The sequence below is a fragment of the Bradyrhizobium sp. Kon56 genome, assembly GCF_055807635.1.
The window spans coordinates 1-17,271 of the sequence record NZ_JBVVOU010000057.1; the positions used below are offsets into that span (position 1 = coordinate 1).

The window sequence follows — 17,271 nt, forward strand, 5'->3', positions numbered from 1 at the left end:
CTGCGAAACCATTCGCGCCGGTGTGGCCCAGCGTCCGCCGCTGTCCGGCCCGCGTTCGTGACGATCGCGATACGCCCTCTTCCTTGGGCCGGGTTGCGGTGACACATACGTGATTTCCGAATTTCGGTAAAGTGGAATATTTTCAGCGGCGGGCGTTGACCGACAGCTTGGGTGTTTTGCCCGACGGGCAATGCAAGGGCTCGTAGCCCGGATGAGCGAAGCGATATCCGGGAATTGTGATACGAGTCGTCGCGGGTATCGCTTCGCTCATCCGGGCTACGAGCTTGTATATGGCTCAGGCGAAGGCGGCCTGGTCCCAAACACCGCCTAGAGCTCGATCGTCTTCAGAGCGCTCGGGCTTGCGGTGAGGTCGTGTCGCTGCGCCGCGTTGGCGCCGATGCCGGACATCCGGACGCCGCAAATGTGCAGCGACGTTGCCCGCGAACTTGGCGATACGTGCGGCGGCCTGTTTAAGGACGAACAGCATCGTCGTGACGCGGCTAAGCGCGCCGAGCAGGATCAGCACCGAGAAGATGTCGATATAGACGAGGAAGTCGCCGACCAGCATCAATTCCGGCGGGATTGGGATCCTGTGGTAGTAAGCCAGTACGAGGATCACGACGGGGATGAAGGCGATCACCTTCCGCACCGTCAGCCTGTCCAGCAGTGCGGCCAGTTGCACGACCAGCACCTCCCATAAAGCATCGCCGATCGCGAGCGGGATCCCGTACGTCCATCTCCGCCACCATTGCTTCACGACATTGCTCCGAGCTCAGTGCCTGACCACCAGCACCGAGCACTTTGCGTAGCGCACGACATGCCCGGCATTGGAGCCCAGGAAATAGGTGCGCATCGCCGGCCGGTGCGAGGTCATCACGATCAGCTCGGCCTTCATGTGAACGGCTTCCTCCAGGATCTCGTGATAGATGCCGCCCTGGCGCACCACGCTGGAGATGCGGGAAGGCTCGATGCCGGACTCGCGTGCGACGATGGCGAGGGCTTCTTCCGAGGTCTGGCGCTGCTGCTCGTCGAAATCGGCCGGCACGTATTCGGCCAGCATTACCGGCGTCATCGGCAGCACGTTGAGCAGGCGGACCACGCCGCTCCAGGTCTGCGACAGCGTTGCGGCGGTCGCGATCGCCGGCTTGGCCAGGTCGGTGTCGGCGAGGTCGATGGGCACGAGGATCGACTTGAACATCTGCGCCTCCAAATCTTCCAGTCAGGACGTCTTGCCGGCACGTCGCGCGATCAACCCGATCGAAACAGCCTTAGCTTCGAAGCAACCTTAACTTCGAAGTAGCCTTAGCTTCGAAGCAGCCTTGGACTGACGAACAGCACCAGCCTACCGTGGCGGTAAGCCACGTCACCCCAATCCTTGACGTCAAAATCGAAGATCGCAAGCCCCGACGTGGGCAGGTTGTCGGCGAGCGCCTTGGCGGCGGCCGGATCGCCGCCGCCCGTCAGCATCAGGGCGATCTCGTGCATGCCCGGATTGTGGCCGACCAGCAGCAATTGCCTCGGATCAGCCGGAATGGTTGCAGTGCGAATGGATTCCAGGATCTGGGCGGGATCGGCGGCGTAGAGTTCCGGCAGGACCTCGACCTGCGGCGCTGCGACGCGGTCCTTCATGGTCTCCCAGGCAATGTCCCAGGTCTGCCGAGCCCGGACGGCATGCGATACCAGTACGGCCTCGGGAAAGGGGGGATGGGAGGCCATCCAGTCGCCGATCTCGGCGGCATCCTTGTGGCCGCGGTCGTCGAGCCGGCGGTCCTGGTCACGGCCGCTCGGCGCGTCAGTCTCGGTCTTGGCGTGACGCAGCAGCATCAAACGGCGCATGGCACTCTCGAATCGTTACGCGTTCCAGAATAATCTACAGGTGCCGGTTGAGGGCAAGGTGACAAGGGCCTGCACAGTCCTCTAAAGCGCGATGAGATTAGGACAATCCCCATCGCGCTTTAAATTTTTGTTTTGAGCATGATCTTTTCGGAAAACCGCTGCACACTTTTCCGGATCATGCTCTAAGAAACGGCATGAGCGAGACTTTCACAAGCGTGTCCCAGGAAGAAGCCGGCTTTCGTGAACGCGCGCGACTGTCGTTTGATCTCGACGCCGATATCTGCGTGATCGGGGCGGGGCTTGCAGGGCTCTCCATTGCGCTCGAGGCGGCCCGGCTGGGGGCCAGCGTCGCGGTGCTCGAGGGCCGCCACATCGGCTGGAACGCTTCCGGCAATCAACTCGGCACCGTGATGCCGGGCTTCGCGCTGCCGCTCGCCGAGCTGATCGAGCGCATCGGCTTCGAGGATGCGCGGGAATTGTGGACACTGTCGAAAGAGGGCGCCGAGTTCGTCCGGGCCAACGCCACCGAAGAGAACATGCCCGGGATCGGCCCGACCGACGGCGTGCTCGAGGTCTCCAACGTCGATGCCGGCGACCGGCTGATCAGCCGGTTGCAGATGCTGAACGAGGATTTCGACACCGAGGCCGAGGGCTGGCAGGTCGATCGCGTCCGCGCCGCACTCAAGACCGATCGCTACTTCCACGGCGTGTATTATCCGAAGGCGTTCCAGGTCGACGGGCGCAAATATGTGCACGGCCTCGCGGCGCTGGCGCGGCGCGCAGGCGCCCGCATCTTCGAGGACACGCCGGTCGTCAGCATCGATCATTCCGGCATCCGCAAGCGCATCGTCACGCCCTCGGCGCGGCTGCGCGCCACCCATATCGTGCTCGCCGGCAACATCCATCTCGGCGCGCCGTTGCGGCGCCTGTCGGAGACGCTGCTGCCGGTCTGGCGCTATGCCGGCATCACCGCGCCGCTCGGCGAGCGCGTGCACGAGATCATCGCCTTCAAGGGATCGGTGATGGATTCCGACGGCGTCGATCATTTCCGGATCGTCGATGGCGACCGGCTGATGTGGGAAAGTCCGGAGACCACCTGGGCCGCACGGCCGCAGCGCTTTGCAGGCAGCGTCAGGCGGCGGATCCGGTCGATCTTTCCCCAGCTCGGCAATGTCGAGATCACCGACATGTTCGGCGGCGCCACCGGCCAGACCGTGCATGGCATGCCGCAGATCGGCCAGTTGCGCAAAGGCCTCTGGGTCGCAAGCGGCTTCGGCCGCCAAGGCATGAACACCTCGGCCATGGCCGGGCAGATGATCGCCCGCAGCATCCTGTGGGGCGACGAGCGCTGGAAGCTGTTCTCGCCGTTCGAGCTGGTCTGGGCGGGGGGAACGACCGGGCGGGTTGCCGGGCAACTGGTCGGAATCTGGGGCAGGGCGAGTTCCGCCGCCGCAGGCTCGCTTGCCAGGTATCGCGAGCGTGCCAGGGTCAAGGACCGGGAACGCGAGGCGCGGCTGGCCGAAGCCAACCGGGCCGCCGGGACCGGTCCGCGCCGTCCGCCGCCCGGGGTTCGGCCCCGGCCGGCCCCACCGCCGAAGCCTGTGGCGGAAGCCGTGGAACCAGTCCCGCAGGACGACAGCGCCTCGCGATAAGGTGAGAAAAACTCCGCCCGGAAGTGTAACGTCGACGGTTAGAGCCCGTATCTCAGGGCGTAGACGCTCCCGCATGGAGAATGAGATGTTTGACCGCCGCATCCTGTTGACGACCGTCGCCGGCCTGTTCGGCCTTGCGGCCTTTCGCTGGCTCAGAGCATCGCCGGCTGAGGCTGGAGAGAAAGCCGCGCAAAAATTCGAGATCGAGAAGACCGACGCCGAATGGCGTGCCCAGCTCACGCCGCAGCAATATGAGATCCTTCGCAAGGAGGGTACCGAGCGGCCGGGCTCCAGCCCGCTGCTCAAGGAGCACCGCAAGGGCGTCTTCGCCTGCGCCGGCTGCGACCTGCCGCTGTTCGCCTCCGACACCAAATTCGAGAGCGGCACGGGCTGGCCGAGCTTCTACCAGCCGATCGAGGGCAATGTCGGCAAGACCGAGGACCGCACCTACGGCATGCTCCGCACCGAGGTGCATTGCCGGCGCTGCGGCGGCCATCTCGGCCACGTCTTCGACGACGGTCCGAAGCCGACCGGATTGCGCTACTGCATCGACGGTTTCGGGCTGGTCTTCCATCCCGCGGCGGCGTCCGCAACCTAGGTTTCGTCCCGGCAATTGTTGCCGGTCCCGGCAATTGTGCCCCGGTCATCAGACCGGGGCTTTTTCGTCAAGCCATTGATTTCATGAGAAAACCCGCATTGGCATAGCCCTTGCGACAGTCTCCTCCGACTGCGGCCATGGTCGACCGGCCGCCGAGATCGGATCTGGAGACAAAGTTATGGGTATCTTCGATGCAATGAACACCTCGGTGGGTGGCCTGCAGGCGCAGTCCTACGCGCTGCAGAACATTTCCGGCAACATCGCGAACTCATCCACCACCGCTTACAAGGGCATCGGCACCAGCTTCGTCGATCTCATTCCCGACTCCTCGGTCCCGAGCAAGCAGGTCGCGGGCGGCGTGACCGCCAACGCCAAGGCCACCATCACCACGCAGGGCACAATCTCGGGCTCCAGCGTCGCCACCAACATGGCGATCACCGGTGACGGCTTCTTCTCGATCCAGAAGGCGACGGGCGTCGTCGACAATGCGCCGGTGTTCAGCGGCGTCACCTATTACACGCGGCGCGGCGACTTCCAGCTCAATGCCAACGGCAATCTGGTCAACGGCGCCGGCTACTATTTGATGGGTGTCACAGTCGACCCGAAGACCGGCAACCCGCAAGGCAACGTTGCGACGGTCCTGAAATTCCAGAACAACTTTATCCCGGCGCAGGCGACGACCTCGATCCAATACGCGGCGAACTTGCCGACCCAGCCGAACACCGTGGCGAGCACGACGGCGGCAACCAAGACGCTGCTGGCCGCCGGCGGACTGAACCCGTCGGACTTCGCCGCCAACCCGCTGCCGGTCGGCACGCCGCCTCCGCCCTATGCAAACGCCACGACGTCCGGCGCTGCCGCGACCGGCAATGTCCGCTCGCCGTACTCGTCGACCACGGCGACCGGCACAACGGCGCTCCAGAACAACTCTGCGGCGGTCGCATCGACCACAACTTCGCTCGACAACGCCCTGGGTACGCATCTCGCCTCCACCACCCTGACCGCGCTGAGCGGCCAGGTGCTCAACATCAACGGCAACACGGTCACGTTCAACGGCGGCACCACCGTCACGACGGTCGGCAGCAACACCACGATCGGTCTCGGCGCGGGCACGACGGCCACGGTGGCCAGCATCCTGAGCGCGATCCAGACCGCCGGCGGCGCCGGCGTTACCGCATCGCTCAGCGCCAGCGGCAACATCGTGATCTCCAGCGGCACCGGCACCGACGTAGCGGTTGGTAGCGGCCAGGCGGCCACGGCGCTCGGCATCAGCAGCGTGACGCGCGGCGGCAACGTGCTGTCCTCGCCCGCGATCTCGGGCGCCACGGTGCTGAGCGGCGCGGCGGCGGCCGGCGGCGCCGAGGTGATCACATCGGGCTTCTCCGCCGGCGACGTCATCACGGTCAATGGTCAGCCGCTGACCTTCGTGGCCGCCGGCGCGTCAGGCCCGAACCAAATCAACGTCACCGACAACATCACGATGCTGCTCGGCAAGATCGACGCTCTCTCCGGTGCAACGGGGTCGTCGGTCAGCAGTGGCGGCGTGATCACGCTGAACACCGGCACAGCTTCCAACCTTTCGGTGGCGAGCTCCAACAGCGCCGCCTTCGCCGCGCTCGGGTTCACCTCGACCATCACCAAGAATCGTGACGGTGGTGGCGTTGCCGGCACCGGCGGCGTGATCGGCAATGACATCGCCACCTTCACCAAGGAATCGATCAGCGGTGGCGCGGTGACCGCCTACAACGCAGCCGGCACGCCGGTGAACCTGCAATTGCGTTGGGCCAAGACCGACAGTGCCTCGCTTGGCGCGGGCCATGCCGATACCTGGAACATGTTTTACCAGACTGACCCGAATGCGACCGGCACGACGGTCGGTTGGGTCAATACCGGCCAGGCCTTCACCTTTGCCGCCGACGGCTCGCTGACCTCGCCGAGCGGCTCGGGTATCACCATCAACAATGTCAGCGTCAGCGGCCAGTCGCTGGGCTCGGTCTCCTTCAACATCTCCTCGGGCGGGCTGACGCAATATGCCAGCACCAGCGGCGCGGTCACCATCAACACCATCACCCAGAACGGCTACGCCGCCGGTCAGCTTCGATCGGTCGCCGTCAACAACAACGGCCTCGTGGTCGGGACCTTCTCCAACGGTCAGAACCTCGACCTCGCACAGGTCTCGTTGTCGCATTTCAACGGCACCAATTACCTGAAGGCGCAGGACGGCGGCGCCTACGCCGCGACCGAACAGTCGGGCCCTGCCATCGACGGTGCTTCCGGTTCGATCAGCGGCTCGTCGCTGGAAGGCTCGAACACCGACATCGCCGACGAATTCACCAAGCTGATCGTGACCCAACAGGCCTATTCGGCCAACACCAAGGTGATCACGACGGCGAATACGATGGTTCAGGATCTTTTGAACGTGTTGCGCTGATTGGGGCGTGACGTAACCAAAGGCGGCAAGTCAACATGGGTTTGAGTTCAGCCCTCGCCAGTGCGATGAGCGGTCTGCGTGCCAATCAGGCTGCGCTCTCGATCGTTTCGTCGAACGTCGCCAACTCGCAGACGCCGGGTTACGTCGTCCAGACGCCGAACCAGATCGAGGTCACCACCGGCGACTTCGGCTCGACGGTGACGACGACCGGCGTCAGCCGCGAGCTCGACACCTATGTGCAGAAACAGCTGCGCACCGAGACCGGCGGCAGCGGCTACGCCGACCAGATGGCCAACATCCTGAAGCAGCTTCAGAATGTCTATGGCACGCCCGGCAACAGCGGTACGCTCGAAACTGCGCTGAACAGTTTCACCACGGCGCTGCAGGCGCTGTCGACCAACGCGGGCTCGTCGTCGGCGCAAACGGTTGCGCTCGGCGCCGCGCAGACGCTGGCGCAGCAGCTCAACCTCACCACCAAGGGCATCCAGTCGCTGCGCTCCAACGTCGAGCAGGATCTCAGCACCTCGGCGCTAGCTGCCAACGCGGCGATGCAGCAGGTCGCCGACATCAACTCCCGGCTCCAGGGCCTGTCGGAACACGACCCCTCTGCTGCGACACTGATGGACCAGCGCGACCAGGCCATCAACACGCTGTCGAAATATGTCGACGTCCACGTCACCACCGACGGGTCCAATCAGGCCAACATCTACACGACCACCGGCATCCAGCTGGTCGGCGCCGGGCTGGCTTCGCAATTCACCTTTGCGTCCGCCGGCGCGCTGTCGGCGACTTCGCTCTACAACATCGATCCGGCCAAATCCGGCGTCGGCGCGTTCAACATCAAGCTCCCGAACGGATCCTCGGTCGACGTCATCGCCAACAACGTGGTGTCTTCGGGCCAGATCGCGGCCGATCTGAAGCTGCGCGACCAGACGCTGGTGCAGGCGCAGAACCAGATCGACCAGTTCGCCGCGACGATGTCGAGCGCGTTGTCGGACAAGACCACGGCCGGCAGCACGGTCACCGGCCCGCCGGCCGGCTTCGATCTCGACCTTGCCGGGGCGGTGCCGGGCAACAGCGTCAACTTCACCTACACCGACACGACCACCAATACCAAGCGGCAGGTCACGCTGGTCAACGTGACCGATCCGGCGGCGCTGCCGCTCCAGAACCCCACCAACGCCAATCCGATGCAGATCGGGGTGAACTTCTCCGGCGGCATGGGCGCGATCGCCTCGGCGCTCAACACCGCGCTTAACGGCTCGCATCTGTCGTTCGCCGCCGCCCCGTCGCCGGCAACGGCGACCACATTGCGGGTTACCGACGACAACAGCGGCCTCGCCAAGGTCAATTCGGCCTCGATCACCAAGACGATCTCGTCGCTGACCTCGGGCAATCCGCAACTGCCGCTGTTCACCGATGGCGGGCAGGCGCTCTACACCGGTGCGATCACGGCATCGGGCTCGCAGATGACCGGCCTTGCCGGACGCATCGCCGTGAACACGCAGCTCACCACCGACTCGACCAGGCTGTCGGTCTACAACACCTCGCCGGTGACGCCCACCGGCGACACCACGCGCTCGGACTATCTCTATTCGCAGCTCACCTCGGCGGTGTTCTCCTATTCGCCGCAATCCGGTCTGGGCTCGGCGAGCCAGCCCTTCACCGGCAGCGTCTCGAACTACCTCCAGCAGTTCCTGAGCGTTCAGGGCAATGCCGCGACCCAGGCGACCCAGCTCCAGCAGGGCCAGAGCGTCGTGGTCTCGACTCTGCAGGCCAAGTTCAACTCGACCGCCAGCGTCAACCTGGACTCGGAGATGTCGAACCTGATCCAGCTCCAGAATGCCTATGCCGCCAACGCCCATGTCATGTCGGTGGTGCAGAGCATGATGAATACGTTGCTCCAGGCTCAAGTGTAACAAGTAACAGGGCTCTGAAACATGTCGATCAGCAGCATCAACTACTCCTCGTCGGTTCTCGGCTCGCAGATCCGCAACATCAACCAGCAGCTCACCGACCTGTCGACGCAGCTCTCGACCGGCAAGCTGTCGCAGAACTATTCCGGGATGGGCACCAACGAGAGCTTTGCGATCGCCGGGCGCGCGCAGCTCTCCAACATTGCCGCCTATACCGACACGATGACCAACGTCAACGTCAGCATCAACCTCGCCAATACCGCGTTGCAGTCGCTGACCACGATCCGCAACACGGTGCAGACGGGCTCGGCCAACACCGCGCAGGATCTCAACGTCAACGGCCAGACGGTTGCGCAGAACACTGCGGCTGCGCAATTCGGCTCGATGGTCGGCGTTCTCAACACGCAGTCTGGCAACCGCTATCTGTTCTCCGGAACCGCCTTCAACACGCCGTCGGTCGCGAATGCCGGCGACATCATCAACGGCACCACGACGCAGGCGGGCTTCAAGACCGTCATGGCGGAGCGTCAGGCCGCCGACCTCGGCGCCAACGGCATGGGCCGGCTGGTGCTGACGACGCCACAGCCGACGCCGAGCTCGGTGAAGGTGTCCGAGGACTTCGCGGCATCGCCATTCGGCCTGAAGATCGCCGCGGTCTCCTCGACGCTGACCGGCGCGACGGTCACCGGCCCGAGCGGCTCGCCGGTGTCGTTCTCGGTCGACCTCAACGGCGTCAATCCGAAAAATGGCGACAAGCTCAGCGTGCAGTTCACGCTGCCCGATGGCTCGACCGAGCAGATCGACCTGACGGCGTCCACCGCGACGCCGACACCTGTCGGCAGCTTTGCGATCGACCCCGGTAATCCCAATGTCGTTCCGGTCGTTCCTCCGGACCCGAACATCACGGCGACGAACCTCAACACTGCGCTGAATACCGCGATCAAGAAGCTCGCCGGCACCTCGCTGGTGGCGGCGTCCGCTATCACGGCCGGTGACAATTTCTTCAATACGGCGGGATCCGCCACCGCGAATGTGGCGGCCACCGGCAATCTGCGCTCCTATACCTCCACCACCGGGACGGGCTCGGTCGCGTTGCAGGACAGCGCATTGGCGATTGCGTCTACGACCACGTCGCTCGATTCGTCGGCGACACCCCATCTCAACGGGACCATTCTCAACGCGCTCGCCAACGCTCCGACCGGTACCACACTGACCATCACCGGCGCGAGCGGCGCCCACACGATCACCTTCGACCCTACCGTCACTACCGTCACCACAACGGCCAGCGGCAATACCACTATCGGACTGGCTTCGGGCAGCGCCGCGAAGGTGTCTGATATCTTGAATGCGATCGCGACGGCCGCCGGCATCCCCGCCGCCAACGTAACTCTGAGCGCCGGCGGCAATATCCAGATCGCGACCGGCACCGGCACGGACGTGGCGGTCACCGGCGGCGCGGCGGCCACGGCCCTCGGTCTCAGCAGCGTGACGCGCGGCAGCGTGGCGTCGACGCCTCAGATCACCGGTTCAACTGTGCTGAGCGGCATTGCGACTACGGGCGGCCCGGAAGTCCTCTCAGCGGCGTTCCAGGCGGGGTCGGCGGGTCCGCCTGCCGTTAATCCCGATACGATCACGGTGAACGGTCAGACGCTGACTTTTGTCGCCTCGGGCGCCAGCGGCCCAAACCAGATCAACATCACCGACAACATCACAACTCTGCTTGGCAAAATCGATCAGATCACCGGCACCACGAAGCCGTCGACGATCCATGGCGGCGTGATCACGATCAACACGGACGATCCCGGGAGCCTCAATATCACGAGCTCGAACAGCACGGCGTTCGCGGCGCTCGGCTTCACGACCTCCCCGGTCACGGCGGCAAAGGCTCCGCTGCGCGTCGGCTCGTCGCCCCTCGGCTCGGCGACGACGCTGGTGAACGGCTCGGCCACCACCGTGCAATGGTACCTGGGCAATGACGGCCCCGGCTCGCCGCGCTCCACCGCGATGGCCCGGGTCGACGATTCCGTCACGGTGCAGTATGGCGCGCAGGCGAACGAGGACGCGATCCGCAAGGAGCTGCAGGCGGTCGCCGTGTTCGGGACGTTCTCGACCTCACCGACCGGGCAGTATTCGGGCGGGCAGGTCGCCGCGCTGAGTCTGCGGGTGACACAGGCCCTGACGAAGCAGCCAGGCGAGCAGCGCATCGAGGACATCCAGACCGACATCGCGATGGCCCAGAACACCATGAAGGACGCAGGCACGCGTCAGACCCAGGCCAAGGCGCAGCTCCAGACCATCATCGACCAGGCGGAATCAGCCTCGCCGGACCAGGTCGCGAGCGAGATCCTGTCGCTCCAGAATGCGCTCCAGGCGTCCTACCAGGTGACCTCGAACCTCGCGCAGCTCTCGCTCGTCAAGTTCCTGTAAGCGGGCGTTAAGGCGCCGTTAACCATGCCTCTTTACCTCTTGGTGAGGATTGCAGCGGGGCGGAGCTGACGATGTCGGAGAAGATGAAACTGGTGGTGGCCACGCCATGTTTCGGCGGGCAGGTGACGAGCATCTATGCGAGCTCGATCTTCGCGCTCCAGCGCGCCGTGCACGGCATGGCCAATCTCGAGCTCAAGGTGCTGCTGCGCGACGGCGATGCGCTGATCACGCGCGCGCGGGCCAATCTGGCCGCGATGTTCCTGGACGATCCCGAAGCGACGCACTTCCTCTTCATCGATGCCGACATCGGATTCAAGCCGGAGCAGGTGTTCCGGCTGATCGAGTGCGGCGCGGACGTCGTCGCCGGCTGTTATCCAATCAAGCGGATCAACTGGGACAAGGCCGCGCGGGCGATCCAGTCCGGCCGCGCCGACGTGCCGGCCGCATCGCTCGACTACGTGCTCGAGATCGAGGACCCCGACCGCATCGTGGTAGTGAACGGCTTCACCCGCGTGCGCTACGCCGGCACCGGCTTCCTGATGATCCGGCGCTCTGTGCTGGAGGCGATGTGCCGCCATCCGGACTACGCGGCCCTGCAATTCTTCCACGAGCATTCGCACGATACGCTGGCGGCGAGCCACAACCGGTTTGCCTTGTTCGAATGCATGATCGATGCGGCGACCGGCACCTATCTGTCCGAGGACTTCGCCTTCTGCAAGCGCTGGACTGATATCGGCGGTGAGATCTGGGCCGACATCGAGAGCTCGCTCGATCACGTCGGACCGTCGGTGTTCCACGGCGACATCACCTCGCAATTCGCACCGGCGCCCGCGGCGGCGGCCGATGCGGCGTGAGCCTTTCGGGATGAGCGCCGGCGCATCCCGTCTGTCAGCCAGCGAGCGCGCGTCCGACGGCGGCTCGCGCTATCGCCTGCGCGATCTCTTCACACCACTGGATACGCTGCTCGCCTCCGGCGGAGATCCGCGGCTGGCGCTCGATCCGAACGACCGTGTCAACGCCTACGGCTGCGCGGCTTCGCCGGAGCCGGAGCTCTGGAATTTCGCCTCCGCGACCGCATCGACGATCTCGCAGATGGCCTACGACCGCGCCGCGCTGGCGCGCGAAGAGCTGATGCACAAGTGCCTGTTCGACGAGGTCGAAATCGCCTTCGACGCCCGCTGCGAGGACATGCGCGAGGAGCTGCGCGGCCACCTTGCGCTCTCGTCGCGCATCGGCGTCGTGTTCTCGCCGTCCGGCACGGACTCCCAGCTTCACGCCCTGTTCGTGGCCCGCGCGGTGCTCGGCGCGGCGCCGGTGACGATCGTGGTCGGCGCCGACCAGACCGGAAGCGGGACGCCGCATACCGCACGCGGCCACCATTTCAGCACGATGACGGCAGGCGGCATGGCCGTGCGCAAGGACGGCGCGGTGACGGGGCTGGCCGGCGACAGCATCGCGGTGCCGCTGATCGACATGGCGGCCGGCATTGCGATGCGCACCGATGCCGATGCCGCGGTGCTGCATGCGGTCGAGACCAGCCTCGCGCAAGGCCGGCGCGTTTTGTTGCAGATCATGGATTCGTCAAAACTCGGTTGGCGTGCCCCAAGCGAGGCGTGTCTCGACGAGATCGCGCGGCGCTGGCCGCGCAAGGTTCAAATTGTCGTCGATGCCTGTCAGGCGCGGCTCGGTCGCCGGCGGCTGCGCGCCTATCTCGACCGTGGTTACATGGTGCTGATCACCGGCTCGAAATTTTTCGGCGGACCGGCCTTCAGCGGTGCGCTGCTGCTGCCGAAAGGCCTGTCGCGGTCGATCGACCGGATGGGCGGGATCGCGCCTGGCATCTTCGATTATGCCGGCCGCTGCGACTGGCCGGTGGCGTGGACGATGCTGCGCTCGCGGTTCGAGCGCCGGCCGAATTTCGGTCAATGGCTGCGCTGGGAGGCCGCGCTGGCCGAGATCGGCAGCTACTACGCCGTGCCCGGGGCTTTCCGCGCCAGGATGCTGGCCGAGCTTGCAGCCGGCACCGACAGCATGATCGCGTTGTCGCCGTCGCTTCGTGCCGTTCCCACCGCGATCGAGAAGTCCGGCGCGGACGACGAGGAGTTCGTGCAAGCCACGATCTTTCCGTTCACGCTGCTGCGCGGCGGCAAGCCGGTCTCGCTCGCCGAGACCAGCGCCGTGCATCGGGCGCTGGCGTGCGACATGGCCGAGGAGATCAGCGGCAGCGCGGCGGACCGGCAAGTGGCCGCCCAGCGCTGTCTCGTCGGCCAGCCGGTCCGACTGGAGCGGCAGGACGGTGCGCCGCAGGCCGTGTTGCGCCTCTGCGTCGGCGCACGATTGGTGACCGAGGCATGGTCGCCGAATACAATGCAGGCGCAACGCAATGTGCAGCACGTTCTCGATCGCATCGCCCATGTGCTGGTGAAGATCGAGCTGCTGCTTGACCGTGGCGCGGTTGCGGCCGTGCCGGCAAAGTCCGCGTTCGAGGTGTGAGATGCAACATCCAGTTTCCGCGCCGGGCGGCGTGACCGCGCCGACCCATGCCGACCGCATCGGCTTTGCGCAGTTGACGCGCCGCGCCTTCGAGGGCGGCGACCTGCATCCGTTGCGCGAGCGGCTGCTGGCGCGGATCGAGGAGGGAACGGCGGAGGCCGGCGAAGGCCTCGATCTCTCGCTGATTGCCCAGCTTCTCGGCGAGAAGGAGGCCGGGCTGGTGATCCAGACCGAGGTGCTCTCCTTCCACCAATTGTTTCGTACGCCTTGCGCGGCTCTAAAACCCCGCCTGCGCGTGCTCGCGCTCGCCGCCGATATCGACATGGGCGGCAACACGCCGATCGACTTCCTGCTTGAAGATTCCGACATCGAGCTGTTGACGCTCTACGTTGTCAAGGGCATCGGCCTGCCGGAGACTCTGCCCGAGCACGACGTCGCCATCGTGATCGCATCCGATTCCGAGGAGTGCCGGGAGGCGCTCGCGCTGATCGAGAAGGCCGCGCCGCACTGGCCGAAGCCGCTGCTCAATCGTCCGGATCTCATTGGCAATCTCGATCGCGACAAGCTGTATCGTCTGCTGACGGGCGTGCCCGGCCTCGACATTCCCGTGACCGCCCCCACGACGCGTGCGCAATTGTCGGAGCTTTCGCGAGGCAGGATCGTTTGCGAGGAGATCACGGGCGAACTGCGCTTTCCAATGATCGTGCGGCCGCGCGGTACGCATGCCGGCGTCGGTCTCGCCAAACTCGACGATGCTGGAGCGCTCGCGGCCTATCTCGCCGAGCGACAAGAGCAGGACTTCTTCGTCGCACGTTTCGTCGATTATGCGAGTCCGGACGGGCTCTACCGCAAATATCGTCTCGCGATGGTCGACGGCAAAGCCTATGCGTGCCACATGGCAATCGCCGATCGCTGGGACATCTGGTATCTCAACGCCTTCATGGCGTTCAGCGAGGAGAAGCGGGCCGAGGAAGCCGTCTTCATGCTCGACTTCGACCATGCTTTCGCCGCGCGCCACAAAATCGCGCTCGACGAGATGAGCAGGCGCGTCGGCCTCGATTACTTCATCGTCGATTGCGCCGAGAACCAGAACCGCGAGCTGCTGGTCTTCGAAGCCGACAATACCGCCGTTGTGCACAACATGGATCCGCCGGCCGTATTTCCGTACAAGCCGCCGCAGATGCGCAAGATCTTTGTGGCATTCACGGCGATGCTGTCGCGGCATGCAAGAGCGGGTGAGGAGAGTGCAGCATGAACGAGATCATCCGCAACACGCAAAGCTCCGTCACGCACACTTCGCTCGATCCGCAGGACTGGAGCGAGTTTCGCGCGCTCGCTCATCGCATGCTTGACGAGACGATCGACGGCATCGCCAACGTTCGCGCGCGTCCGGTGTGGCAGCCGATCCCCGACGGCGTTCGTGCGGCGTTCAACGCCGATGTGCCGCGCGAGGCGAACGACCTCGCCGACGTCTATCGCGACTTCTCCGAACATGTCGCGCCCTATGCGACCGGCAACGTCCATCCCGGTTTCATGGGCTGGGTGCATGGCGGCGGTACCGCGGTCGGCATGGTCGCGGAAATGCTCGCGGCGGGCCTCAACGCCAATCTCGGCGGCCGCGACCACATGCCGATCGAGGTGGAGCGCCAGGTCGTCGACTGGATGCGACGCCTGTTCGCCTTCCCGGAAAGCGCGAGCGGCATCTTCGTCACCGGCACGTCGATGGCCAATCTGATGGCGGTGCTGGTGGCGCGCACCAGCGCGCTCGGCACGCTGGCGCGGCAGTACGGCATCGGCAATGACGGTGCGCTGCTCACGGCTTACACATCGCGGGCCGCCCATGGCTGCGTCTCGCGGGCGATGGACATCGCTGGGCTCGGCAGCGATGCGCTGCGCAAGATCGGCGTCGATACCGATCATCGCATGGACGTTGCCGCGCTACGTGCGCAGATCGCGATCGATCGTGAGGTCGGTTTCAGGCCGTTCCTGGTCGTCGCATCCGCCGGTACCGTCGATATCGGCGCGGTCGACGATCTCAAGGCGATCGCGGAGTTGTGTCGCGAGGAAGGAATCTGGTTTCACGTCGACGGCGCCTTCGGTGCGCTCGCGATTCTGTCGCCCGAGCTTGCGCCGCTGCTCGGCGGCATCGAGCTTGCGGACTCCATTGCGCTCGACTTCCACAAATGGGGACAGGTGCCTTATGACGCCGGCTTCCTGCTGGTGCGCGACGGCGAGCAGCATCGACAGGCCTTTACGCAGCCCGCGGCCTATCTGCGTCGCGAGGCGAGGGGGCTTGCGGCCGGCGCAATCTGGCCCTGCGATCTCGGCCCCGATCTGTCGCGCGGCTTCCGTGCGTTGAAGACGTGGTTCACGTTGAAGACGTTCGGCACAAATCGGCTCGGTGCGGTGATCGCGCGCAGCTGTGCGCTGGCGAAATATCTGGAGACGCGCGTTCTCGCCGAGCCGCGGCTGGAATTGCTGGCGCCGGTCAATCTCAACATCGTCTGCTTTCGTTACCGCGCTGCCGACGAGGTCAACCGCGAGATCGTTGCCGACATCCAGGAGTCCGGTATCGCGGCGCCCTCAAGCACGACGCTCGACGGCAGGTTTGCGATCCGCGCCGCTATCGTCAATCACCGTACCGACGAGAGCGACATCGACGCGCTGGTCGCGGCCGTGCTGGAATTCGGCGGGCGTCGCAGCCGAGACGCTGTGATCGAGGTCGATGCGCCGCCGCTCGCGGCACACTAGCTCGATGCAGGTCTGGAACGACAACGGCCCCGGAGACGATCCGGGGCCGTTGTCGGTCGTGTTGGCTGGTCGCGCGAACGCGTAGGATCAGGCGGCGGTGCTGACGTCGTCCTGGCTCGCTTCGGCCTTGGGATGGGTGGCCTCGAACTGGCCGCGCAACTTCTCTTCATAGGCGATCAACTTGCGGGCATCCTTCAGGGCGCGATAGAGGTCGCCGTTGAGGATGTTGTTGTTGATGCCTTCGATGATCGGCCAGGAGCTCGGCACCGCGGTGACGATGTCTCGCACCAGGTTGAAATAGGTGCCGTGCTGGGTCTGAGGATCCGGCGAGATGTACATGAGCTGGACCGCCAGATAGACGAGCTTGGCGGGCGAGTCGGCGGTCTCCGGTGTGAGGATGTCGCGCTCGCGCAGGATCGGCACGTTGTCGCCGTCGATCAGAAGGCGGGCGCGCTGGTCGGTGTTGGTTATCACGCAGTTACCGACGATGATGCGTTCGTGCGGTCTGAGCTCGACCTTGAGGGCCATGCCTGTTCTCCATCAACGCTTTCGTAACCGAGCGTGTGTTGCGGCGGATCAGGGCGCAATACTCCATCAAGACTAGTTAACGAGTTGTAAATCCCGGCCGATGCCGTGCAAAAGCTCAATCATATCAAGGCTGAAATCGGCCGGCGGCGTGGCGTTGCCAGTGTGCAAATGGGCCGAATCGCGCGCCGACTCAGCAAAAGCGCCGATTTCATTTCATGTTTCGTTAGAGGACTCCGCCCCACGGTCCGCCGGTCGCTGGATCACTCGATCCATGCAGACGCGTAACAGTAAGCGTCGTTTACCAGAAAGGTAACACCCAATGTCCGGTATCGTTCTCTCCTCCTCGGTTCGTCAGAACCTCCTCTCCCTCCAGTCCACCGCTGATCTTCTCGCCACCACGCAGAACCGTCTGTCGACCGGCAAGAGCGTCAATTCGGCCCTGGACAATCCCACCAACTTCTTCACGGCACAGTCGCTCGACAACCGCGCCAGCGACATCAACAACCTGCTCGACGGCATCGCCAACGGCGTGCAGGTGCTGCAGGCTGCCAACACCGGCATCACCTCGCTGCAGAAGCTGATCGACAGCGCAAAGTCGATCGCCAACCAGGCGCTGCAGACCACTGTCGGCTATTCCTC

General features: G+C 64.9%; 14 protein-coding genes. 10 read left to right on the plus strand and 4 right to left on the minus strand.

Annotation, left to right across the window (positions count from 1 at the left end):
* Nucleotides 1-295: 295 nt before the first annotated feature.
* From AC0L3B_RS36715 to AC0L3B_RS36725, 3 genes are all read right to left on the minus strand, one after another.
* The gene (locus tag AC0L3B_RS36715; RefSeq protein ID WP_473334559.1) at nt 296-757 is read right to left on the minus strand and encodes a hypothetical protein; all 462 of its coding nucleotides are present in this window, start codon (nt 755-757) and stop codon (nt 296-298) included.
* Nucleotides 758-772: 15 nt separating this feature from the next.
* The gene (locus AC0L3B_RS36720) at nt 773-1,198 is read right to left on the minus strand and encodes a universal stress protein (protein WP_007602088.1); all 426 of its coding nucleotides are present in this window, start codon (nt 1,196-1,198) and stop codon (nt 773-775) included.
* 104 nt (nt 1,199-1,302) lie between these two features.
* A complete protein-coding gene (locus AC0L3B_RS36725) occupies nt 1,303-1,836 on the minus strand; it encodes a SixA phosphatase family protein (protein ID WP_473334557.1) in 534 nt (177 codons plus the stop codon).
* A gap of 194 nt (nt 1,837-2,030) precedes the next feature.
* On the opposite strand from AC0L3B_RS36725, the gene AC0L3B_RS36730 reads away from it, so the two are divergent.
* From AC0L3B_RS36730 to AC0L3B_RS36770, 9 genes are all read left to right on the plus strand, one after another.
* The gene (locus AC0L3B_RS36730) at nt 2,031-3,488 is read left to right on the plus strand and encodes an NAD(P)/FAD-dependent oxidoreductase (RefSeq protein WP_368507620.1); all 1,458 of its coding nucleotides are present in this window, start codon (nt 2,031-2,033) and stop codon (nt 3,486-3,488) included.
* Nucleotides 3,489-3,573: 85 nt separating this feature from the next.
* Nucleotides 3,574-4,086: a peptide-methionine (R)-S-oxide reductase MsrB gene (gene msrB, locus AC0L3B_RS36735; RefSeq protein WP_026233843.1), complete on the plus strand. Its 513-nt coding sequence runs from the start codon at nt 3,574-3,576 to the stop codon at nt 4,084-4,086.
* A 178-nt stretch (nt 4,087-4,264) separates the two neighbouring features.
* The gene (locus tag AC0L3B_RS36740; RefSeq protein WP_085348255.1) at nt 4,265-6,517 is read left to right on the plus strand and encodes a flagellar hook-basal body complex protein; all 2,253 of its coding nucleotides are present in this window, start codon (nt 4,265-4,267) and stop codon (nt 6,515-6,517) included.
* Nucleotides 6,518-6,552: 35 nt separating this feature from the next.
* On the plus strand, nt 6,553-8,436 hold the full coding sequence (gene flgK / locus AC0L3B_RS36745) for a flagellar hook-associated protein FlgK (protein WP_473382305.1): 1,884 nt from the start codon (nt 6,553-6,555) through the stop codon (nt 8,434-8,436).
* Between the two features lie 21 nt (nt 8,437-8,457).
* Nucleotides 8,458-10,860 (plus strand): flagellar hook associated protein, encoded by a 2,403-nt coding sequence (locus AC0L3B_RS36750; protein ID WP_473334555.1) that lies wholly within the window; start codon nt 8,458-8,460, stop codon nt 10,858-10,860.
* Between the two features lie 71 nt (nt 10,861-10,931).
* Nucleotides 10,932-11,714 (plus strand): hypothetical protein, encoded by a 783-nt coding sequence (locus AC0L3B_RS36755; RefSeq protein ID WP_085348252.1) that lies wholly within the window; start codon nt 10,932-10,934, stop codon nt 11,712-11,714.
* Nucleotides 11,704-13,353 carry a hypothetical protein gene (locus tag AC0L3B_RS36760; protein WP_166517474.1) on the plus strand — a complete coding sequence of 550 codons (1,650 nt, stop codon included), beginning with the start codon at nt 11,704-11,706 and terminating at the stop codon, nt 13,351-13,353. The genes AC0L3B_RS36755 and AC0L3B_RS36760 overlap by 11 nt, the downstream gene beginning before the upstream one ends.
* 1 nt (nt 13,354) lies before the next feature.
* Entirely contained in the window at nt 13,355-14,608 is a 1,254-nt protein-coding gene (locus AC0L3B_RS36765; protein ID WP_473382307.1) for an ATP-grasp domain-containing protein, read from the plus strand.
* Nucleotides 14,605-16,104, plus strand: coding sequence for a pyridoxal phosphate-dependent decarboxylase family protein (locus AC0L3B_RS36770; RefSeq protein WP_085348250.1), 1,500 nt, complete (start codon nt 14,605-14,607; stop codon nt 16,102-16,104). Before AC0L3B_RS36765 ends, AC0L3B_RS36770 begins: the two co-directional genes overlap by 4 nt.
* An 87-nt stretch (nt 16,105-16,191) precedes the next feature.
* Here the strand turns inward: AC0L3B_RS36770 and flbT are convergent, their stop codons facing one another.
* A complete protein-coding gene (gene flbT, locus AC0L3B_RS36775) occupies nt 16,192-16,632 on the minus strand; it encodes a flagellar biosynthesis repressor FlbT (RefSeq protein ID WP_085348249.1) in 441 nt (146 codons plus the stop codon).
* 319 nt (nt 16,633-16,951) lie between these two features.
* Between flbT and AC0L3B_RS36780 the strand changes: the two genes are divergently transcribed.
* Nucleotides 16,952-17,271, plus strand: a 320-nt coding sequence (locus tag AC0L3B_RS36780; RefSeq protein ID WP_473334553.1) for a flagellin N-terminal helical domain-containing protein, incomplete at its 3' end; no start/stop codon positions are given.